At 36.7% G+C, this 19,681-nt stretch carries 23 protein-coding genes, 1 tRNA gene and 2 pseudogenes; 17 read left to right on the top strand and 9 right to left on the bottom strand.

All coding sequences use genetic code 11. The annotated features are described in order from the left end of the window. Both IGQ45_15490 and IGQ45_15485 read left to right on the top strand, forming a co-directional pair. A pseudogene (locus tag IGQ45_15490) lies at positions 1–831 on the top strand (urease accessory protein UreD). 43 nt (positions 832–874) lie between these two features. Next, complete coding sequence (locus IGQ45_15485; GenBank protein MBF2058570.1) at positions 875–1,237, top strand: hypothetical protein; 363 nt, start codon at positions 875–877, stop codon at positions 1,235–1,237. A gap of 338 nt (positions 1,238–1,575) precedes the next feature. On the opposite strand, the gene IGQ45_15480 is transcribed toward IGQ45_15485, so the two are convergent. The 5 genes from IGQ45_15480 to IGQ45_15460 form a co-directional block, all read right to left on the bottom strand. Then, positions 1,576–2,037 carry a divergent PAP2 family protein gene (locus IGQ45_15480; GenBank protein MBF2058569.1) on the bottom strand — a complete coding sequence of 154 codons (462 nt, stop codon included), beginning with the start codon at positions 2,035–2,037 and terminating at the stop codon, positions 1,576–1,578. Between the two features lie 6 nt (positions 2,038–2,043). Beyond that, the gene (locus tag IGQ45_15475; protein MBF2058568.1) at positions 2,044–2,985 is read right to left on the bottom strand and encodes a polyprenyl synthetase family protein; all 942 of its coding nucleotides are present in this window, start codon (positions 2,983–2,985) and stop codon (positions 2,044–2,046) included. Between the two features lie 119 nt (positions 2,986–3,104). Next, positions 3,105–3,458 carry a hypothetical protein gene (locus IGQ45_15470; protein MBF2058567.1) on the bottom strand — a complete coding sequence of 118 codons (354 nt, stop codon included), beginning with the start codon at positions 3,456–3,458 and terminating at the stop codon, positions 3,105–3,107. Between the two features lie 229 nt (positions 3,459–3,687). Continuing rightward, positions 3,688–4,038, bottom strand: a complete 351-nt coding sequence (locus IGQ45_15465; protein MBF2058566.1) for a transposase — start codon at positions 4,036–4,038, stop codon at positions 3,688–3,690. 422 nt (positions 4,039–4,460) lie between these two features. Continuing rightward, positions 4,461–5,123 carry a class I SAM-dependent methyltransferase gene (locus IGQ45_15460; protein MBF2058565.1) on the bottom strand — a complete coding sequence of 221 codons (663 nt, stop codon included), beginning with the start codon at positions 5,121–5,123 and terminating at the stop codon, positions 4,461–4,463. 95 nt (positions 5,124–5,218) lie between these two features. Between IGQ45_15460 and IGQ45_15455 the strand changes: the two genes are divergently transcribed. Next, positions 5,219–5,560, top strand: coding sequence for an NADH-quinone oxidoreductase subunit K (locus IGQ45_15455; GenBank protein MBF2058564.1), 342 nt, complete (start codon positions 5,219–5,221; stop codon positions 5,558–5,560). Between the two features lie 168 nt (positions 5,561–5,728). On the opposite strand, the gene IGQ45_15450 is transcribed toward IGQ45_15455, so the two are convergent. Next, on the bottom strand, positions 5,729–5,902 hold the full coding sequence (locus IGQ45_15450) for a (2Fe-2S)-binding protein (protein ID MBF2058563.1): 174 nt from the start codon (positions 5,900–5,902) through the stop codon (positions 5,729–5,731). Positions 5,903–6,227: 325 nt separating this feature from the next. Here IGQ45_15450 and IGQ45_15445 point away from each other — a divergent pair, with 325 nt between their 5' ends. The 9 genes and pseudogenes from IGQ45_15445 to IGQ45_15405 all read left to right on the top strand — a co-directional run bounded on the left by IGQ45_15445 (position 6,228) and on the right by IGQ45_15405 (position 12,619). Further along, on the top strand, positions 6,228–7,367 hold the full coding sequence (locus tag IGQ45_15445; protein MBF2058562.1) for a DegT/DnrJ/EryC1/StrS family aminotransferase: 1,140 nt from the start codon (positions 6,228–6,230) through the stop codon (positions 7,365–7,367). A gap of 165 nt (positions 7,368–7,532) precedes the next feature. Continuing rightward, the gene (locus tag IGQ45_15440; protein MBF2058561.1) at positions 7,533–7,739 is read left to right on the top strand and encodes a hypothetical protein; all 207 of its coding nucleotides are present in this window, start codon (positions 7,533–7,535) and stop codon (positions 7,737–7,739) included. Between the two features lie 40 nt (positions 7,740–7,779). Beyond that, complete coding sequence (locus IGQ45_15435) at positions 7,780–8,010, top strand: hypothetical protein (GenBank protein ID MBF2058560.1); 231 nt, start codon at positions 7,780–7,782, stop codon at positions 8,008–8,010. Then, positions 7,997–8,364 (top strand): annotated as a pseudogene (locus tag IGQ45_15430) (PIN domain-containing protein). Before IGQ45_15435 ends, IGQ45_15430 begins: the two are co-directional and overlap by 14 nt. A 167-nt stretch (positions 8,365–8,531) precedes the next feature. Further along, positions 8,532–8,828 carry a BrnT family toxin gene (locus IGQ45_15425; GenBank protein MBF2058559.1) on the top strand — a complete coding sequence of 99 codons (297 nt, stop codon included), beginning with the start codon at positions 8,532–8,534 and terminating at the stop codon, positions 8,826–8,828. Continuing rightward, a complete protein-coding gene (locus tag IGQ45_15420; protein MBF2058558.1) occupies positions 8,818–9,099 on the top strand; it encodes a hypothetical protein in 282 nt (93 codons plus the stop codon). The genes IGQ45_15425 and IGQ45_15420 overlap by 11 nt, the downstream gene beginning before the upstream one ends. A gap of 27 nt (positions 9,100–9,126) precedes the next feature. Next, the gene (locus tag IGQ45_15415; protein ID MBF2058557.1) at positions 9,127–9,573 is read left to right on the top strand and encodes an ISAs1 family transposase; all 447 of its coding nucleotides are present in this window, start codon (positions 9,127–9,129) and stop codon (positions 9,571–9,573) included. Positions 9,574–9,751: 178 nt separating this feature from the next. Next, positions 9,752–11,158, top strand: a complete 1,407-nt coding sequence (gene fumC / locus IGQ45_15410) for a class II fumarate hydratase (protein MBF2058556.1) — start codon at positions 9,752–9,754, stop codon at positions 11,156–11,158. 894 nt (positions 11,159–12,052) lie between these two features. Beyond that, positions 12,053–12,619 (top strand): cupin domain-containing protein, encoded by a 567-nt coding sequence (locus IGQ45_15405; protein MBF2058555.1) that lies wholly within the window; start codon positions 12,053–12,055, stop codon positions 12,617–12,619. A 149-nt stretch (positions 12,620–12,768) separates the two neighbouring features. On the opposite strand, the gene fabD is transcribed toward IGQ45_15405, so the two are convergent. Both fabD and IGQ45_15395 read right to left on the bottom strand, forming a co-directional pair. Further along, positions 12,769–13,644 carry an ACP S-malonyltransferase gene (gene fabD, locus IGQ45_15400; protein MBF2058554.1) on the bottom strand — a complete coding sequence of 292 codons (876 nt, stop codon included), beginning with the start codon at positions 13,642–13,644 and terminating at the stop codon, positions 12,769–12,771. A 362-nt stretch (positions 13,645–14,006) separates the two neighbouring features. Next, the gene (locus tag IGQ45_15395; GenBank protein MBF2058553.1) at positions 14,007–14,294 is read right to left on the bottom strand and encodes a hypothetical protein; all 288 of its coding nucleotides are present in this window, start codon (positions 14,292–14,294) and stop codon (positions 14,007–14,009) included. A 48-nt stretch (positions 14,295–14,342) separates the two neighbouring features. On the opposite strand from IGQ45_15395, the gene IGQ45_15390 reads away from it, so the two are divergent. Next, positions 14,343–14,415, top strand: a tRNA-Ile gene (locus IGQ45_15390). 6 nt (positions 14,416–14,421) lie between these two features. Here IGQ45_15390 and IGQ45_15385 read toward each other — a convergent pair. Continuing rightward, positions 14,422–14,844, bottom strand: a complete 423-nt coding sequence (locus tag IGQ45_15385) for a hypothetical protein (GenBank protein ID MBF2058552.1) — start codon at positions 14,842–14,844, stop codon at positions 14,422–14,424. Positions 14,845–14,904: 60 nt separating this feature from the next. On the opposite strand from IGQ45_15385, the gene IGQ45_15380 reads away from it, so the two are divergent. The 4 genes from IGQ45_15380 to mnmG all read left to right on the top strand — a co-directional run bounded on the left by IGQ45_15380 (position 14,905) and on the right by mnmG (position 19,491). After that, positions 14,905–15,471 (top strand): orotate phosphoribosyltransferase, encoded by a 567-nt coding sequence (locus IGQ45_15380; GenBank protein ID MBF2058551.1) that lies wholly within the window; start codon positions 14,905–14,907, stop codon positions 15,469–15,471. A gap of 217 nt (positions 15,472–15,688) precedes the next feature. Continuing rightward, positions 15,689–16,912, top strand: a complete 1,224-nt coding sequence (locus IGQ45_15375) for an NAD(P)/FAD-dependent oxidoreductase (protein MBF2058550.1) — start codon at positions 15,689–15,691, stop codon at positions 16,910–16,912. Between the two features lie 101 nt (positions 16,913–17,013). Beyond that, complete coding sequence (locus IGQ45_15370; GenBank protein ID MBF2058549.1) at positions 17,014–17,499, top strand: nucleoside deaminase; 486 nt, start codon at positions 17,014–17,016, stop codon at positions 17,497–17,499. Positions 17,500–17,598: 99 nt separating this feature from the next. Next, positions 17,599–19,491 (top strand): tRNA uridine-5-carboxymethylaminomethyl(34) synthesis enzyme MnmG, encoded by a 1,893-nt coding sequence (gene mnmG / locus IGQ45_15365; GenBank protein ID MBF2058548.1) that lies wholly within the window; start codon positions 17,599–17,601, stop codon positions 19,489–19,491. The last annotated feature ends 190 nt before the right edge of the window (positions 19,492–19,681 follow it).

Raw genomic sequence — 19,681 nt, 5'->3', positions numbered from 1 at the left:
ATGAATATTCATCAAGAAATAGATAATTCTACTTGGGAAGGAAAAATTAATTTAGATTATCAGTGTAAAGGGAATAAAACTTATATTAATGATAGTTTTGCCTCAGCGCCCTTCAAACTATAAAAATCATTTTATCCTGAAGGAAATAATCCTTGTCATATAGTAATTTTACCCACGGCAGGGGGAATTGTTGGCGGTGATTATCTCTCGCAAAATATTAATTTAGGGGAAAATAGTCAAGTTTTAATTACCACCCCTTCGGCATCAAAAATTTATCGTAGTAATCAAAAATTTGCTCAACAAGATATTAATATTAATCTCCATAACAATAGTTTTTTAGAATATTTACCCCAAGAAATTATTGTTTTTAATCAAAGTTATTATCAACAAAAAACTAGAATAAATTTAAGTAGTAATGCTTTATTTTTAGGCTGGGAAATAATCCGTTGCGGGCGCACAGCAAGGGAGGAATTTTTTACCGTAGGAAAGTGGTTAAATTATACTGAAATTTGGCAAGAAAATAAGCCTATTTGGATTGATAGACAACATTTACAAGGGGAAAGTAATTTATTTTTTTTGGATAACGGTTTAGGGGGAAAACCAGTTATTGCTAGTTTAGTTTTTGTTGGTAAAAATGTTAACTTAAAACAAGAGGTGAGGGCGCTTGTCAATGATGAAAATTTAGCGGTAACTCATCTTAGCCAAGGTTTATTATGTCGCTATCACGGTGACTCTGTGCAAAAAGCAAGACAGTGTTTAATTAAAATTTGGCAATATCTCCGCAGTTTGGAAGGAAAATCTGGGCGCGCGCCTTCAAGAATTTGGCAATAAATTAAGATACAATAAAACAGAATAGCTCTTATTTATATTAATCATGAATAACAATAACTTTACCGATATAATTCAACAAGGATTGAGAATCGCTATCGGTGCGACAACTTCAGCCGTAGAAACTTTGCAAAATCCCGAAAAAATCAACAGTAAACTTAATGAGTTAAACGCTGAATGGCAACAAAAATCAACTATTTGGGCGGAGAAGGGCGCTGTTACCGAAGAAGAAGCCAAAAGAATGATTGAAAAGTTTTTTCAACAACAAAAAAATCAAAATAATAATACCGCAACTTATTCTTCTCCGGCTAATTATCGTGGTAATTCCACTCAAGAAATCCGTAAATTAACCCAAGATATTATTATTCTTAAAGATGAGTTAGAAAAAGCTAATTCTACTAATTATTAATAAGGAGTTGCTGAAAAAGTATTTTGGGTGTTGATAGGCAAGAGAAAAGGAGGAAAAATAATCATTATTTCTCATAAATTAGTCATCTCAACATCTTAGTTCAATTTATTGAACGTGGTACTGTTAGCCGTGTAATTCATTACACGGTGAGTAAATTACGAAGATATAATGTTAAAAGAAATTTTCGGATCTTCTACAGTAGTTATGACAAATTAATAATAAATAACGAATAAAACTTTTCATATATAATAGTTTTAGTATTTTAAAAATGCAACTGTTATAAATTTATGGTTGGCATTTCACCTGACACCTGACACCTGACACCTCCCCTCACCTTGCTATAAATCATAAATCAAGGGTAAACATATAGCTGATACAACGATACCGAGAATTAAACCGACAATGACTTGAAAAGGAGTATGCCCCAATAATTCCTTTAGTCTTTCCTCGTTAAAATCTTCATGGTTAATAAACTCTTCCATAATTTGATTCAACACCTTAGCCTGTTTTCCTGCCGCCTGGCGCACTCCGGCGGCATCATACATCACGATTCCAGCAAAAATGGAAGCAATGGCGAATTGAGAAGAATCCCAGCCTACGGTGACGCCAACCCCCGTAGCCAGCGCCCCTACCAGTGCGGAGTGCGCACTAGGCATCCCCCCGGTGCTAACAATGTAACGGAAGCTAAACTTACGATTAGTAATAGTATCCACGGAAACCTTGATGATTTGCGACACCACACAAGCAAGAAGGGGAATAACAATTAAGGGATTGTGGATAATTTCACTGACAATGTACATTTTAGTTTAATTTTGACGTTGAATGATAAATTGGGCAAGGGCTTTCAGGGTTTCCCCTTTGTCACCATAGGGCATGAGTTGGGCAAGGGCGCTATCAATTAATGCCGATGCTTTTTGTCGGGATTCTTCTAAACCCCAAATTTTGGGATAAGTGGCTTTTTGGGCGGAAATATCCTTTCCTGCGGTTTTGCCTAATTGCTCACTGGTGGCGGTAACATCTAAAATATCATCAATAATTTGAAAAGCTAAACCGATATTTTGAGCATAAATACTTAAACGCTGTAAATCTTCTTGACTAGCGCCCGCCACCACAGCCCCAGCCGTTACACTAGCTTCTAAAAGCGCCCCTGTTTTCGAGCGATGAATTTGGCTTAAAGTCTCGGCGCTAACATCGCTTTTACCTTCCCATTCTAAATCCATTACTTGCCCACCAACTAAACCTTCCGCGCCCACCGCCCTCGTTAAGATTTGTAATACCTGTAAAGTTCTTTCTGGTGGTATATTTTTAGTTTCCCGTGCTACATATTCAAAAGCATAGGTTAAGAGAGCATCTCCTGCTAAAATCGCTATATCTTCGCCATATACTTTATGATTGGTTAATTTACCGCGCCGATAGTCGTCATTATCCATGGCAGGTAAGTCATCATGAATCAGAGACATGGTATGTATCATTTCTACCGCACAAGCAGAGGGGAGGGCGCTGGAAGTATTGCCCCCTAATAACTCACAAGTAGCTAAACATAAAATCGGGCGCAGTCTTTTGCCTCCAGCTAAGAGGGAATAGCGCATGGCTTCGTAAATTTTGGCTGGTTGGGCAATGGGTAAAGACTCATCTAAGGCTTTCTCTACCAATTCCTGCTGAGTTTTGAGATAATTTTTTAGGTCAAACAACTTGATTCCCCTCTCGTTTTGGTTAGATAATAATTGATCTGTGCATTTCGACCACATTTTATTATTAATGATCAGGGAATTTTTATCAATAGTTGGAGAAGAGAAGAAAGGGAAGCAGAGGGAGATAATTAATAGTTTTTCGTTGTCAATTATCCATTGTCAATTGTCAATTGTTTTTATTTATTGATTTTTTTAGCCATATCTTTAAACATAGCTAAACTAGCGCCCGGACGACGACGAGAAGATGGCACATTATTAGTTACATACTGCCCAGCAAATGTACTAACTTCTGTTTTATTTTCTGATGGTTCAGGGGTACTATAATTTTTAATGGCTTTTACCCATTCTGGTTGGTCATAGCTAACATTATTATTAGTAGTGGGGGAAGTCGTTATAGTTTGAGGGGCGCCCTCCACCATCTCCGTTTCACCTTCAGAGGTAACTTGACTGATGTCTTCTTCTTTTATATCAGCTTCAAAGAAATATTTAGGAGACTGATTTTTCTTAGGGAGTAATTTTTTTAAAACCATGATAAATATTTAATAGTATTGTAATTTTTTGTTAATTAAGATAATGATGGCATCAGATAATAACTAATAATCAAAATATATCAGAATATTGTCATAGTTTAGAACTAATTTTTCCTAAAAATTTAAGGCTCTTCATTACTTGGTATGCAAATTGCATTTTGAGAACGAAAGAGTAAGGGTTACAGTCTTCGTAGCATACTATCTAGTGAAGACCCAAATTTGATTAGTCTCAGTCATCAAATAATGTGATATAAGTAAATGGTTCTTTAAATAATCTTCCGTTTTCAATGATGTTAAGCAGACTGATACATTTATGCGGCACAATACGGTATATCCCCGTAGCCACAATAGCATCACCATCAAAAGAGATAGTGAAGGTCGTATCCGACAAAACTTTGAGCATAATACCCAAAGCACCGTTATAATCCCTTAAAATGCGATGACCGCACTCAGGACATTTAAAAACTTTAGCACCACCTAATTTACTGTGAACATGACCACACTTTGTACAAGTTTTGCTGGTAAATTCCTCTGTCACATCAATAATTTGACAGCCACTTAACTCAGCTTTATTTTTCAAAACTTGTTTAAATCTCTTAACCTGAAACTCCTCCACTTTAAAGTGTGGGGATTCCCATACTGAAAAATTATTAACTCGTTGGTTTGAAATAGTACAACAATTTCAAATCAAAAAATTTGATAAGTTATTCCTGATCCGTCACTTTCCAATAGAGTTGCTTTAGTAGATATGGTTTCAGGCATTTTTAAAATCTGGGCGTTGCTGAATCAAGGTATGAAAATAAAAACTCAACAATCTGAAATACTTATCTATTTAATGGATTAGCGATCTCCCATAAATATTAATCATACTCAAAATCAGCAACTTGGTCAAAATGTTGCCACAAATCTGATCAAGGATTTACCATACAACTCATCAGTGTATTATTTTAAGACAAAAACTAAAATAAAATTATTAGACATTAGATGAGCTAATAATTTGAGCTATTTTTTTCTCGCTAAAGTTAAACCGTCACCTATGGGAATTAAACTTAAATCTATTCTTTCATCTTTTGCTAAAAATTCGTTAAATTCCCTAATTTTTTCTGTCCTTTTGTCATTAATATTAGTATCAGCTACTCGTCCATACCACAACACATTATCCACCGCCATTAAACCACCTTTTCTTAACAAGATTAATGACTTTTCATAGTAGTTTAAATAATTACTTTTATCAGCATCAATAAAAATAAAATCGAAGGTTTCTTTTTCCCCTCCTACAATTAATTTTTTTAAAGTATCTAAAGCTGGGGCAAGATGTAATTCAATTTTATCTTCTACTCCTGCTTTTTGCCAATGGTGACGGGCGCTGTTTGTATCTTTTTCATTAATATCACAGGCAATAATTTTACCATGCTCAGGCAGAGCTAAAGCCATTACCGTAGAGCTATAGCCAGTAAAAACACCGATTTCTAATACTTTCTCAGCGCCCATCACCTTTAATAGTAGCGCCATAAATTGCCCCTGTTCTGGGGATATGTGCATATTTCCAACCGGATGATTAATCATCTCTTGCCTTAATTCGGTTAAAACAGGATTTTCTCGTAAAGAAACTGATAATAAATATTGATATAATTCATTGGATAAATTTAAGGTTTTACTACTCATAATTTCTTAGTTTAGAGAAAACAATTAAGTATTTATTTTGTTATACTGTTTACAGTGCTAATATAAATTTTTGTAATAAAAAATAATTTTAAGTAATGTTAGAAGCCTTTATTTTAACGACTATTTTTTGTGGTTTTTTCGGAACACTTTTAAAGAAAAACTTGATCATGAAAATCATGTCTATGGATGTCATGAGTACTGGCGTTGTGGCTTACTATGTTTTTATTGCATCTAGGGGCGGTATGTTTACTCCCATTTTAGCCGATCAATTAGGAGAGAATCAAAGTTATGCCGATCCAGTGCCTCAAGCGGTAATTTTAACTGCTATTGTCATCGGTTTTTCTATTCAAGCCTTGATGTTAGTAGGAGTGATGAAATTAGGTAAAAATAATCCTACCTTAGAAAGCACTGAAATTGAAAATAATAATATGCCTTAATAAGCTAGTTTACATTTGAATGGTTAGATTAAGCTAGGCAAATGTTTAAATTATGGACAAGAATTTTAAATTCGTTATGTATAAAAACACCATATTTGACAAAATATCATGCTTATTGATAATACTTTTAACTAACTATGATTAAATTAGTTTTCAAAATAGATTAATTTACTTGAGATTAGATAAAGCACTTTCCAGCACCTGACAGGCTCGAGATTGACAACTACCACATCGTAAAGAAACAGAAGTGGCTTGGGAAAGTTGGTCAAGAGAAGATATACCTTCCCTTACAGCCTTATGAATATCTTTTTCCGTCACAGCATTACAAATACAAACGTACATCTTACCTCGATGTTCTTACTTATCTTATTAACTTCATTATTGCAAATAAATTTCATTATGTCTATAGTTTTTAAAAATTTTTATAAGTAAGAGGCTATAAATCATTCGCTAGTTTGCATTTCAGCCCTCTGGTGGACATAAGCAACAGGTAAGCGTTTGAGTAATGTTAAGACTTAATGAAAACAGTAATTCAAATGCGTCTTGGATTATTAATTGTTCATTATCAATTTGCCTTTACAACTCCAGTTTTTCATCAACCCTTAATTAACTAACACCCTATTTCTTAGTTACGATAAAATGGATCAAAATAAAAAAATAAGCATTAATGGGCAATAATTCAGTTAAAGTGCCATTTGTGGATTTATCATGGCAAAATCAACCCTTACTAGAGGAAATAAATCAACAGATGATGATTGTTTCTCAACGGGGAGATTTTATATTGGGCAAAGAAGTAAGAGAATTTGAAGAAAATTTTGCTCGTGCTTGTGGTGTCAATTATGGCGTAGGAGTAGGTAGTGGCACTGATGCCATTGCTTTAGGTTTAATGGCTTGTGGGGTGGGCGCTGGACATGAGGTAATTGTACCAGCTAACACATTTATCGCTACAGTTATTGGTGTGATTTTGGCTCAAGCCAAGCCCATTTTTGTCGATTGTGATCCTCAGACAGCCTTAATTGATTTAGAATTAGCTCAAAAAGCAATGACTAAAAGAACCAAAGCCATTATTCCAGTACATTTGTATGGACAGATGGTTGCACCGTCACAACTAGAAGATTTTGCCCGAAGTCATAATTTGATTATTTTTGAAGATAGCGCCCAAGCGCACCTCGCCGTCAGAGAAGATAAAAAAGCTGGAAGCATAGGTTTAGCAAGTGGTTTCAGTTTTTACCCTAGTAAAAATTTAGGCGCATTTGGTAACGGCGGAATGTTAGTCACCAATGAAGAAGAAATTGCCCAAAAAGTCCGCAGTCTGAGAAATTATGGCGCTCCGAAAAAATATTATCATCGTGATTTTGGCACTAATAGCCGTCTAGATACCTTACAAGGGGTAGTATTACAAAAAAAATTACCATTACTTCCTCATTGGAATCAATGGCGTAATCAAGTTGGGGCAAAATATGATCAGTTATTGCAACCATTGCAAAAAAAAGGCATTATTCCCATAAAAAATGTCAGTGGAGAAGGGCATATTTATCATTTATATGTCATCAAAATTGCCTCAGCGCCCCTCACCAGAGACATACTACAAGAAAAATTAGCGACTATGGGCATAGAAACAGGGATTCATTACCCCATACCCTGTCACTTACAACCGGCTTATAATTACTTGGGTTATCAAGAGGGCGATTTTCCTCACGCAGAAGATTTATGTCGTAATATTCTCTCATTGCCCATGTATCCCGGTATCACTGATCAACAAATCCAGTTAGTAACGCAAAGTATTAATTCTCTCATCAAAGATTAAAAAGGGCAAGGGTAAAAAAGTCTTTGGTTGTTATTCATGGGTCCAAAATTTTATGGCTGATAGGTTGGGGTGGAGGGCTAGCGGTTTGAGGTGGTGGGCGCTGGTTGTGGTGAAGGGCACTTGATCATTGTGATGGAATGTTAAATGTATGCAGTGAGGTTAATCATGAATCAAAAATTAATTGACTCCTTAATCACCGTAGTTCAATTACTTACTAATGAAGAACGCCAAATATTTGAACAAAAATTGTTCTTTGATGATTCTTTAATTTTAACAGGAGATATTGTTAACTTAGCCGAAAAAAGCCATTCTTTTGATTTCCTCAATGATGAACCTGATATTTACACATTCAAAGATCGAGAAATAATCTAATCTCGCTAAAAAGTATCTAAAATTTACAAATAGAATAAATATGGAAATAATCCGTACAGTTCAAACAGTAGAGAATGGTCAAATTTTACTTAACTTACCATCAGAATTTTCTGGACAACAAGTAGAAATTATTATTTTAACAAAAGAGTATTCTTCTCCTAAAAAAAATAGTTTAAAAGGAGCATTACAAAATTATATCAACCCTGAACTAATGACATTAGAATCAAAGGCTTGGGAAAATTTTATAGCGGAAAAATATGGCGATCGCTGATGCTAATATAATCCTTCGTTATCTTCTTAATGATCATGAAGAATTATCTACGAAAGCAGAAGAAATACTTGAAAATAATCGAATAATATTACTTCTTCCCGCTGTGAAGTGGTATTTGTTTTGCAAAAAGTTTATCAAGTAGAAAGAGATAAAATCAGAGAAGTATTACATAAATTAATTGAGGAGGAATTAGTTTTTCTGGAGAAACCTGAATTGTTAATCAAGGCTTTAGATTGTTATGGAGAAACAAAATTAGATTTTGTGGATTGTCTTCTCTGGGCTTATTCTAAGATTGATCAGGAAAAAGTGTTTACCTTTGATCAAAAACTAAATAAGCATATTCAAAATAGTTAGATGGTGCTGGTTTGCAGTGGAGGGTGCAGGTGCATGGTTTAAGGTGGAGGGCGCTGTTTTTGAGGGGGAGGGCGCTGGTTTTAAGTTAGGTTAAATGCAAAAAGACAAATAGATGAAAAAATAAAATATTGACAATGTCAATACGAACTTGATTATAATTAAGTAAAATGGATGTAACATTTATCCTGAATGGTATAACCTTTATTTGGAATGAACAAAAAGCGAAGCAATATCTGCTCAAACATAAGGGCATTAATTTTGAACGAGCCACCGAAGCATTTTTTGATCCCTTTTTAGTGGTAGTGGATGCTAGACGTAATTATGAAGCCAGAGATGCCGTCATCGGTATGGATAAAAATAATTACCTCTTATTTGTGGTTCATATTCAACAAGATAATGACATGATTCGCATTATTTCCGCCCGTCAAGCAACCCGTCAAGAACGTATATACTATGAAAATTGAAACATTAAAACAAAGATTAAAAAGCGATCGCCCCATGAAAAGCATAACTCTGCGTATGCCTGAAGATGTAGTGGAAGAATTAAAAGCCATCGCACCTCTGTTGGGATTTTCAGGTTATCAACCTCTGATTAGAGCTTATATAGGGCAAGGATTACGGCAAGATTTAAAAAAACTAGAAGCAAGTAATGTTTTAGAATTAATTGATAGTTTAAAACGTCAGGGAGTGGAAGAAAAGGTTATTAATAATGCCCTTGCAGAAATCACTTATTGATATTTATCACGCCCTTGAGGATTAATAATGAATCTAATTTGGAGTGATGGTTTTAAGCGTTCTTTTAAGAAATTTATCAGAAAAAATCCTCAGTTAAAATCTAAAATTTTCGTTGTGCTTCATTGCTTAATGAATGATGTGGAATATCTAATTGATAGTGAAAAATGGCGAGGACTAAAAAGCATCGGTGTGGTGGAGTCAGAAAGAAGAATCAAGGGAAAAGAAACAACCATTGAAAGAAGATATTATTTAACCAGCCTTAAGGAAGGAGTAAAACAATTTGCTCAAGGAGTAAGGAGTCATTGGGGCGGAGAGAATCAATTACATTGGTGTTTAGATGTGGCATTGAGAGAAGACCATAGTAGAATTAGACAGGGCAATAGTGCAGAAAATATGGCTTTAATTCGTCATCTAGCTCTGAATTTGCTGAATAAAGAAAAAGAGTATGGAAGAGGAAAAAAGCACAACGACTAAAAGCAGGGTGGGATGAAAGATGTCTGCTCAAAATTTTATCTTCCTGAGTATGCGTTTGCCCTAAGATAAGCGCCCTCCACCTTTGTGAGCTTCACTCTTTTTTGATAAAATTATTCTCACCATTGCCATCGGATTACTATATCATTAGGCTAAGACATCTTTTCACCCCCCCTTGATTATGATAAATTCCCAACCAGCGCCCCGCACCGAAACCGATAGTATGGGGGAAATAGCAGTAAGAGGTGATCGCCTTTGGGGAGCGCAAACCCAACGCTCACTACACTATTTTTCCATTGGTGAAGATATAATGCCCATGGAAGTCATTAGGGCTTTTGCCTTGATCAAAAAAGCCTCAGCTTTAGTGAACTATGAATTGGGCAAATTACCTAAAGAAAAAGCCGATTTAATTGTCTTAGTTGCCGAAGAGATTTGGGAAGGTAAACTAGACCAACATTTTCCCCTTCATGTGTGGATGACAGGAAGCGGTACACAAACTAACATGAATGTGAATGAAGTAATTTCTAACCGTGCCATTGAAATTGCTGGCGGAAAGTTGGGCAGTAAAGACCCCATTCACCCTAACGATCATGTTAATATGTCTCAGTCTTCCAATGATACTTTTCCCACGGCAATGCACATTGCCAGTGTCTTGGCGCTTCATCATCGTTTAATCCCCGCAGTAACAGAATTACGAAACGCTTTGGCTCAAAAAGCAAAACAGTGGCAAGACATTATAAAAATTGGTCGCACTCACTTACAAGATGCTGTACCTTTAAGTTTAGGACAAGAATTTTCAGGTTATGTGGGAATGTTGGATGATAATTTAAAACGTCTTAATCGTGTTTTGCCTGAAATTTATCCTTTGGCGTTGGGAGGCACTGCTTTAGGTACTGAAATTAATGCGCCCAAAGGGTTTGGTGACAAAACCGCCCGTTATATTGCCAAGTTTACCCAATTACCTTTTACCACTGCCAGTAATAAATTTGCGGTGATGGGCGCCCATGACGCACTCGTTATGGTAAGTGGTTGTTTAAAAACCCTTGCTTGTTCTCTTTTAAAAATTGCTAATGACATTCGTCTTTTGGCTTGTGGTCCGCGCGCTGGGTTTAATGAGTTAGAATTACCAGCAAATGAGCCGGGTTCATCTATTATGCCGGGCAAGGTCAATCCCACTCAGTGTGAGGCTTTGGCAATGATAGCTGTACAAGTTATGGGTTATGATACGGCGGTTAGTGTGGCGGGCGCTGGTGGCTACCTAGAAATGAACGTTTATAAACCAATTATTATTTACAACATCATGCAATCTATTAAAATTTTGAGTGATGGTTGTCGTAATTTTAAAGCGTTTACAGTGGAAGGCATGAAACCAAATTATGATCGCATTAGTGAATTAGTCAATCAATCTTTGATGTTGGTAACGGCACTAAGTCCAGTAATTGGTTATGATAAAGCCTCAGAAATTGCTCATTTAGCCCACCATGATAATCTTACTCTCAAAGAAGCTACTTTACGTTTGGGTTATCTGACGGCGCAGGAATTTGATCGATGTCTTGATGTGCGCAAAATGGCTTATCCCCATCAATAAAGCAAACAACTTTCTCTCGTTGTCTCAAAAATCTAAATTTTGGGAAGGGAGAAAGGGTGGAAAGCAGGGCGTTTTCAAAGTTAGCATCAAAATTGATTTGTTTAGCAGGGGAAGCAGAGGAAGCACGGAAGAAAGAGGGCGTTTTCAAAGTTAGCATCAAAATTGATTTGTTTAGCAGGGGAAGCAGAGGAAGCACGGAAGAAAGGGAGATTTTTTACTATTAATTGATTTATTAGTAGTTAGGCTTTGCTGAATAAATCAAAACCCTTTTAAAACAAAGGTTTTAAGTATAATAAAATCTTAAAAAAGTGCCAGAAATAGCCTTTTTTCCCAAAAAATGCCCTCTTTTCTCTACCCAAATCAAAAATTATTGATACAAATGAGCAATTTATGAAACATAAATATTTAGCTTAACTCTTTAATTTATAAGCATTTCACCTGATACCTGACACCCGAAACCTGACACCTCCCCTCACCAAAATACTTTTTCAGCACACTTTAGTTAAAAACCTCTGAATTTCAGACTATTAGCTAGTTTGATAAACTAACATTTTTGAGAATGAAAACCCCCTGGGTGGAAAGGGAGAAAGGGGAGATGCTTTATCATAAAATAAGTTATCGTGCAAAATTAATTATACATTTGTTAGTTATATCAAGTCCGCTTGATGACTTACAAAGCAATTAAAAATAATCTTAGTTCAATTTATTGAACGATCGGGTTGTTGGTTCCGTGTAATTCATTACACGGTGGGTAAAGTGCGAAGAAATGATCTATTTGTAACTAATTATCCGAACTTGATATTAATTCAGTTTTTCATATTTCAGTAGGGATATTTCATGCAACGTCCCTACATTAACAATAAAATCCATCCTGACTCATAAAATAAAGTAAAAATGACGGCACTAAAAATATTTTCCGAAGATAACCCTAAAAATCCTCTCTTTGATAGCCATACCATAGACAATCAACAAGATAAAATTGCTAAAATCATCTATCACCTACAACAAGTAGGGGTAAAATTCGAGCAATGGGAAACCAAAGACGAAATACAACTAGGCGCAACTCAAGAAGAAACCCTCAGCGCCCACCACACCGATATTCAACGACTGATGACAGAAGAAGGTTATCAAACCGTGGATGTTGTTACTATTACCAGCGCCCATCCCCAAAAAGAGATGTTAAGACAAAAGTTTTTAGCAGAACATATCCATAAAGAAGATGAAGTAAGATTTTTTGTAGCCGGAGAAGGTTTATTCAGCTTACACCTAGACCAAAAAGTCTTTGAAGTGCTTTGTCGGCGAGGAGATTTAATTAGTGTACCAGCTAATACCCCTCATTGGTTTGACATGGGCAACAATCCCAATTTTATTGCTATCCGTTTATTTAATAATCCGGAAGGTTGGGTAGCGCACTTCACCGGCTCAGATATTGCTGATCATTTTTCCCGTTTAGAAAATTAACATGGGGTGGAGAAAGGGAAGCAGGGGAAGCAGGGGAAGAAGGGGAAGAAAGGGAAGCAGAGGAGGATAATTAGTAGTTAGTTTTTCATTATCAATTGTCCATTATCAATTATCAATTTGTCCTAACGACTCCACTTTTTCATCAAGCCCTACATATCCTCTACCGTAGCAATATTAATTAAATTGAGGGTTTTATCAGTTCTTTTAATTAAACCAGATAAAACCTTACCCGGTCCAATTTCCACCACATCACTAATACCATGACTACCCAAAGCCAACATTATCTCTCTCCAGCGCACTCCCCCCGTCATCTGACGTAATAAACGATGCTTAATTTCAGCGCCCTTCACCGTAGGAAGAGGATCAACATTAGACATAATCGGCACAGAAGCATCCCGAAAATTAATATTATCTAACACCTTGGCAAACTCCTGTGCTGCCCCACTCATCAAAGGAGAGTGAAACGCGCCAGATACTTTCAACTCCACCGTTTTTTTGGCGCCCACTTGCTCTAAAACTTGATCAACCCCGTCAGGAGTACCAGAAATCACCACCTGACCATCACTATTATCATTGGCGATCACCACCTCACCATGACTATTAACAGCATCTTCCAATAATTGCCGATCAAACTTCATCAGCGCCACCATTTTGCCCCCTTGTGCCTGACTCATCAACTCTCCCCGTCTTTTAACCAGCCTTAATCCGTCCTCAAAATCATACACATTGGCAGTGTAGAGGGCGCTGTACTCCCCTAAACTATGTCCTGCTACTAAATCGGCATTTTTCCCTTTACCCTTGTATAAATCCACCAAAATCGTCTCAATAGCATATAAACAGGGTTGAGTATAAACCGTTTGATTAAGTTTATCTTCCTCTTGGTCACATACTTGTAACACAGACCATCCCAAAATTTCTTCAGCAACGGCAAATTTTTCCTTTCCCATGGTTGTATCAGCTAAACCAGCACCCATGCCCAGACATTGAGAACCTTGTCCGGGAAATACCCATGCAGTTTTACTCATTTTTAAATTTTTTTTATTAAATCATTTTGCATTGCATATTATCCCACTATCAAACCTAAGATGGAAGAGGGATATTATGAATTATGAAATTCTAATACTTAATTAGGGTTTGCTGAATAACTCAGAAACCTAATTAAACAAACACTTTAAGCATAATTTACATTACAAAAAGTGCAAAAAATAACGTTTTTTCTTTAAAAATACTGTATTTCTTAGTCAAGAATCAAAAATAATTGATGCAAATGAGCAATTTATGAAAAATAACTATAGTAATAATGGGAGCAAAATAGGTATTATCATCACCATCAAAATGATATAATTTACTGCCTAATTTAAACTGATTATTCATTATCAATTGTCTATTATTTATTATTTTCAGCCTGTTTGCGTTTTTCCGCTAAAATTTGCTTTTGTTGGTGAATACTATCATAAACTTTTACTAATACTTGTTGTTCGGGAATTATTTTAAATTCTTCTTGAAGGTTATCAAAATTAAGAGGTTTTTGTAGTTTTTGGGTGGGATTATCATTAGGAGTTGCTACTCCAGAGAGGGAGTCTTTACCCATAGTATAAGAAAAAAAGCCCGTAGTAATACCGGCTCCGATACTACTGATAATGACAAGAATAAAAGCAATTACAGAAAGATTCATAGAGATTTGGCAAAACAGGGAATAAATATTTTATAATAGAAAAAGTGACCAGGGTTGGCCGAGCGGTTGAGGCAGCGAACTCATAATTCGCCCAAGACAGGTTCAACTCCTGTACCCTGGATTTTACTTAGAGATTATCAGGATTAGCTGCGATAGACTGATTGAAAGGATTTTCAACGTCTCTAGTGCGAACCGATGTTCCTCCTTGAGTTAATTGTTTAAAATAGTCTGTGATAATGACATTGAGCAGTAAACCATCTCTAGCGATGTTATTTTCGGGGTAAGAGCCTTTCAAGCCCGTACGCCAACCGAAAATAGAGTTAAGATCACTACCAATGGTGGATTGTTCAAAGAAGTCCCCACTATGATAGTTAAAAGACTTTTTGATTAATTCGTCGGTGGTTAAGAATGACGTATTTTCCACCATTTCGGTGGTGCTTTCTTGGGCTACTACGGGGGTTTCCGTATTAGCGGAAGAAGGTTGCGCTATGACACAAGTTAAAGTGGTTAGCGCGGCAATGGTACAAAAACGGGAAAATTTTGGGAACATAATTGATTCTCTGTTAAAATCATGTTGCTCTCATTGTAACGGAAATAGTCATTAAATATCATGGAAAATCATAGCTTATCTCAACGGGAAAATTTATTAAAAATGATTGTTGAGTATGCTTATCAGGAAGGGAATTTCACCCTATCTTCGGGGCAAAAAAGTAATTTTTATCTTAATTGTAAGCAGGTTACTTTGCGTGGGGAGGGGGCGCTATTGTTAGGGCAGTTAATTTATCAAATGCTCTCTCCTGAAGTCGCTGGAGTGGCTGGTTTAACCCTCGGTGCTGATCCTATGGTAACAGCAGTTAGCGTGGTTTCTGCCTATGAAAATAACCCTATTCCTGCTCTAATTGTGCGTAAGGAGGCAAAAGGTCACGGCACGATGGCTTATATTGAAGGGGTTAGTCTTCCTAGGGAAGCACAAGTGGTGGTATTAGAGGATGTGGTTACTACGGGTAAATCTGCCATGTTAGCAGTGGAGAGGTTGAGGGGCGCTGGATTAACTGTCAATAAAATCATTGCCCTTGTGGATAGACAGGCAGGGGGCTCTGAATTTTACCAATCTCAAGGGCTACAATTTGAGAGTTTATTTACTTTGGAGGAAATAAAAAGTTTTCATGTTAGTTAGGCTTATAACAAATAAGCCTAGTTTTGAAATCGGACTCAAACTTGATTTATTATTTCCTAGTGTTGCAGATTTTGGTGGTACCAGAATCATCTCAATTTGAGTATTATATATTTGCTGTAATTTATTAATGTTTCATACCACAATTCAGTAACGCTGATTATAATTATAACAATGACAATTTATAGAAAAATAAAAAGTCTAAAAGAAAAATAATTTCATGACGAAAATAGTTGTTATTGGTGGTGGTGCATCTGGTTTTTTTGGAGCGATTAATACTGCCATAAATTATCCTGATGCAGATATTCTCATCCTCGAAGCATCCCCTCAAGTTTTGGGTAAGGTGAAAATTTCAGGAGGGGGGAGGTGTAATGTCACTCACCATTGTTTTAATGCTGGGGAGTTGGTAAGTCATTATCCAAGAGGTGGCAAAGAGTTGAGGGGCGCTTTTTCTCGTTTTCAACCACAAGATACCATTAATTGGTTTGAGTCGAGAGGTGTAAAATTAAAAACTGAGGGTGACGGGCGCATTTTCCCTGTTACCGATGATTCTCAAACTATTATCGATTGTTTACTTACCAGCGCCCTTCACCATGGCATTAAAATTCATACTAAAACATTAGTTAAAGATATTAGTAAAGAAAATAAACAATTTTTTATTAAGCTAAAATCAGAAGAAATTATCAACGCTGATAAAATTTTATTAGCAACGGGTAGTAACCCGTCAGGCTATCAATGGGCAGAAAAATTAGGACATACTATAATTAAACCTATTCCTTCTTTATTCACTTTTAAAATTAAAGATATTCGTCTCGAAAATTTAGCAGGAGTAAGCGTCACGAATGCTCAAATACAATTAGGAGAAAAAAAAGTGGAAAAAATCACTCAAAATGGTGCATTATTAGTTACTCACTGGGGTTTAAGTGGTCCAGCGATTCTAAAAACTTCAGCATGGGGAGCAAGGCTTTTATTTGATCATAATTACCAAATGAATTTAATTATTAACTGGTTAAATTATGGTAACACTGAAATAGTTAAGGAAGAATTAGAACAAATAAAAATTGATTTTGCTAAACAAAAAGTAACTAATTTTAATGGCTTCAACTTACCAAAAAGATTATGGCAAAGTATTGTTAAATACGTTGTTGAAAATAATGAAAAAATTTGGGCAGAAATTAATAAAAAAGAACTTAATAAATTAGCCTTAGAGTTAACAAAGGGAGTTTATAAAATTTCAGGCAAGGGCGTATTTAAAGAGGAATTTGTTACTTGTGGTGGCGTTAGTTTAAAAGAAGTTAATTTTAACAATATGGAAAGTAAAATTTGTCAAGGATTATTTTTTGCTGGGGAAATATTAGACATAGACGGGGTGACAGGGGGATTTAACTTTCAAAATGCTTGGACTACGGGATGGTTAGCGGGGAGGGCGCTGGGGAAAGAATGAATTATGAATGATGAATTATGAATTATGAATTATGAATTATGAATTAATAATTTCCTTTGCCCTTTGCCTTTTTGAGCCATTATCAATTATCAATTAAGTTAATGTCTTTTGAATCAGTTTATCAACAACATTTATATTGGATGAATCAAGCCTATGATTTAGCTAAAAAAGCTGGAGAAATGGGTGAAATTCCCGTGGGGGCGCTGATTATAGATGTTAACAATAACATCATAGCTGAGGGGATTAATCTGAAAGAAACTAATCAAGATTGTACGGCGCACGCCGAAATTATAGCCATTCGTCGGGCTTGTAGCGCACTCCACCGATGGCGTTTAGATGATTGTACTTTATATGTTACTCTTGAACCTTGTGCGATGTGCGCTGGCGCCCTCCTCCATAGTCGTCTCAAAACGCTAGTTTATGCGGTAGATGACGAGAAGACGGGCGCTATTCGTACTGTGTTAAACTTACCCGATAGCCATGCCTCTAATCATCACTTAGAAGTCATTGCCGGTATCAAAGAGAGAGAATGTCGCCAGTTATTGACATCTTGGTTTACACAATTAAGATGTGACAATCCCAAATAATTTATGGGAATTAGGATTTTAAACTCCTTGTAAAGCCTACTTATCTTAGGTTCAGGTTATCATAATAAAGAGTATAAGATTTGCAGAACGAAAGGTGATATGACCATTAAAACCCCCGTAGAATATCAAGATGAATTTGACGTAATTATCATTGGTGGTGGCCATTCAGGATGTGAGGCAGCCCTAGCTTCTGCCCGTCTCGGTTGTCGTACCATGATGTTAACCTTGAATTTAGATAAAATTGCGTGGCAACCTTGTAATCCTGCGGTGGGTGGCCCGGCAAAATCTCAGCTTACCCATGAAGTGGACGCATTGGGGGGTGAAATCGGCAAAATGGCGGATCGCACCTATTTACAAAAAAGGCTCTTAAATAACTCTCGTGGTCCTGCTGTGTGGGCTTTACGGGCGCAGACGGATAAGCGCGAATACGCCCATGTTATGAAAAATATTGTCGAAAATGAGCCTAATTTATCCATCCGTGAAGCCATGGTAACGGATTTAATTTTAGGCAAAAATGATGAAATTGTGGGAGTACAAACCTATTTTGGCACTTGTTTTAAAGCTAAAACTGTGGTAATGACTACAGGAACTTTTTTACATGGTCAAATTTGGATTGGTGGTAAATCCATGAGTGCCGGTAGGGCGGGGGAATTTGCTTCTATCGGTTTGACTGAGACTCTTAACGATTTAGGTTTTGAAACGGGAAGGCTGAAAACTGGTACTCCAGCGCGCGTCGATAAGCGCACCGTAGATTATAGCAAAATGGAAGTACAACCCCCTGACGGTGACGTGCGCTGGTTTAGTTTTGACCCAGAAGTTTGGGTCGAGAGAGAACAAATGAACTGCTATCTTACTCGCACTACTTTAGCCACCCATCAATTAATTAAAGATAATTTGCATTTATCACCTATTTACGGCGGTTTTATCGACTCCAAAGGACCTCGTTATTGTCCTAGTATTGAAGATAAAATCGTGCGCTTTGCGGATAAGGATTCCCACCAAATTTTTATCGAACCGGAAGGGCGGGATATTCCTGAGTTATATATCCAAGGATTTTCCACTGGTTTACCTGAAAATATCCAACTGGCAATGTTGCACACTTTACCCGGTTTGGAAAATTGTGTGATGTTGCGCCCGGCTTATGCGGTGGAATATGACTTTTTACCAGCTACCCAATGTTATCCTACCCTAATGACGAAAAAAATTGAGGGTTTATTTTCCGCAGGGCAAGTTAACGGCACCACTGGTTATGAAGAAGCGGCAGCGCAGGGGATTGTAGCTGGAATTAATGCAGCGCGCTTCACCCAAGGCAAGGAAATGATCGTTTTTCCGAGAGAACAAAGTTACTTAGGAACTTTAATTGATGATTTATGTACCAAGGATTTGCGTGAACCTTATCGGATGTTAACATCTCGTTCGGAATATCGCTTGATTTTACGCTCTGACAATGCAGATCAACGTTTAACGCCTCTAGGGCGCGAAATTGGCTTAATTGATGACAGGCGCTGGGCATTATATCAACAGAAACAAACTAATATTATCGCTGAACAGGAGCGCCTATACGAAACTCGTATCAAGGAAAAAGATGGCGTTGCGGTGCAAATTGTGACGGATACTGAGCAAAAAATCAAAGGCTCAATTACCCTCGCTGATTTGTTACGGCGCCCGGGTTTCCATTACGAAAATCTCGCTCATTACGGTTTGCATAATGCCGATTTGACTGAGGATGAGGCGAAGGGCGCTGAAATTGAGATCAAATACTCCGGTTACATCAAAAGACAACAAACTCAAATCGAACAAGTGGCGCGCCATAGTAATCGTAAATTAAATGAAAATCTCGACTACATGAAAATTGAAACTTTGTCAATGGAAGCACGGGAAAAATTAACAAAAGTTAAACCTTTAACCATTGGACAAGCTACTCGTATTGGAGGAGTAAATCCTGCGGATGTTAATGCCTTATTGGTTTACTTAGAAATGCAAAATCGATAGTGATAATTGACAATTGATAATGGATAATTATTAGATTTGACTATCCCCGTATAGTATGGCTAATATCAAGTCTGTTTGATCAGCCGAAGGCTGCCGCTGCGCGATCACTTACAAATTAGCAATATTAACATCTTAGTTCAATTTATTGAACGAAATATTATTAGCCGTGTAGTTCATTACACGGTGGGGA

Source organism: Cyanobacterium sp. T60_A2020_053 (assembly GCA_015272165.1).
Classification (GTDB): Bacteria; Cyanobacteriota; Cyanobacteriia; order Cyanobacteriales; family Cyanobacteriaceae; genus Cyanobacterium.
This window is presented reverse-complemented; position numbering and strand designations above follow the sequence as displayed.

Excerpts from the sequence above, each read along its gene's own strand:
- IGQ45_15375 (MBF2058550.1), top strand. The coding sequence starts at position 15,689 with ATGACGAAAATAGTTGTTATTGGTGGTGGTGCATCTGGTTTTTTTGGA.
- IGQ45_15460 (MBF2058565.1), bottom strand. The coding sequence starts at position 5,123 with ATGAGTAGTAAAACCTTAAATTTATCCAATGAATTATATCAATATTTA.
- mnmG (MBF2058548.1), top strand. The coding sequence starts at position 17,599 with ATGACCATTAAAACCCCCGTAGAATATCAAGATGAATTTGACGTAATT.
- IGQ45_15440 (MBF2058561.1), top strand. The coding sequence starts at position 7,533 with ATGAATCAAAAATTAATTGACTCCTTAATCACCGTAGTTCAATTACTT.
- IGQ45_15425 (MBF2058559.1), top strand. The coding sequence starts at position 8,532 with ATGGATGTAACATTTATCCTGAATGGTATAACCTTTATTTGGAATGAA.
- IGQ45_15445 (MBF2058562.1), top strand. The coding sequence starts at position 6,228 with ATGGGCAATAATTCAGTTAAAGTGCCATTTGTGGATTTATCATGGCAA.
- IGQ45_15385 (MBF2058552.1), bottom strand. The coding sequence starts at position 14,844 with ATGTTCCCAAAATTTTCCCGTTTTTGTACCATTGCCGCGCTAACCACT.
- IGQ45_15415 (MBF2058557.1), top strand. The coding sequence starts at position 9,127 with ATGAATCTAATTTGGAGTGATGGTTTTAAGCGTTCTTTTAAGAAATTT.
- IGQ45_15475 (MBF2058568.1), bottom strand. The coding sequence starts at position 2,985 with ATGTGGTCGAAATGCACAGATCAATTATTATCTAACCAAAACGAGAGG.
- IGQ45_15450 (MBF2058563.1), bottom strand. The coding sequence starts at position 5,902 with ATGTACGTTTGTATTTGTAATGCTGTGACGGAAAAAGATATTCATAAG.
- fumC (MBF2058556.1), top strand. The coding sequence starts at position 9,752 with ATGATAAATTCCCAACCAGCGCCCCGCACCGAAACCGATAGTATGGGG.
- IGQ45_15380 (MBF2058551.1), top strand. The coding sequence starts at position 14,905 with ATGGAAAATCATAGCTTATCTCAACGGGAAAATTTATTAAAAATGATT.
- IGQ45_15485 (MBF2058570.1), top strand. The coding sequence starts at position 875 with ATGAATAACAATAACTTTACCGATATAATTCAACAAGGATTGAGAATC.
- IGQ45_15455 (MBF2058564.1), top strand. The coding sequence starts at position 5,219 with ATGTTAGAAGCCTTTATTTTAACGACTATTTTTTGTGGTTTTTTCGGA.
- IGQ45_15405 (MBF2058555.1), top strand. The coding sequence starts at position 12,053 with ATGACGGCACTAAAAATATTTTCCGAAGATAACCCTAAAAATCCTCTC.
- IGQ45_15435 (MBF2058560.1), top strand. The coding sequence starts at position 7,780 with ATGGAAATAATCCGTACAGTTCAAACAGTAGAGAATGGTCAAATTTTA.
- IGQ45_15480 (MBF2058569.1), bottom strand. The coding sequence starts at position 2,037 with ATGTACATTGTCAGTGAAATTATCCACAATCCCTTAATTGTTATTCCC.
- IGQ45_15370 (MBF2058549.1), top strand. The coding sequence starts at position 17,014 with ATGTCTTTTGAATCAGTTTATCAACAACATTTATATTGGATGAATCAA.
- fabD (MBF2058554.1), bottom strand. The coding sequence starts at position 13,644 with ATGAGTAAAACTGCATGGGTATTTCCCGGACAAGGTTCTCAATGTCTG.
- IGQ45_15395 (MBF2058553.1), bottom strand. The coding sequence starts at position 14,294 with ATGAATCTTTCTGTAATTGCTTTTATTCTTGTCATTATCAGTAGTATC.
- IGQ45_15470 (MBF2058567.1), bottom strand. The coding sequence starts at position 3,458 with ATGGTTTTAAAAAAATTACTCCCTAAGAAAAATCAGTCTCCTAAATAT.
- IGQ45_15420 (MBF2058558.1), top strand. The coding sequence starts at position 8,818 with ATGAAAATTGAAACATTAAAACAAAGATTAAAAAGCGATCGCCCCATG.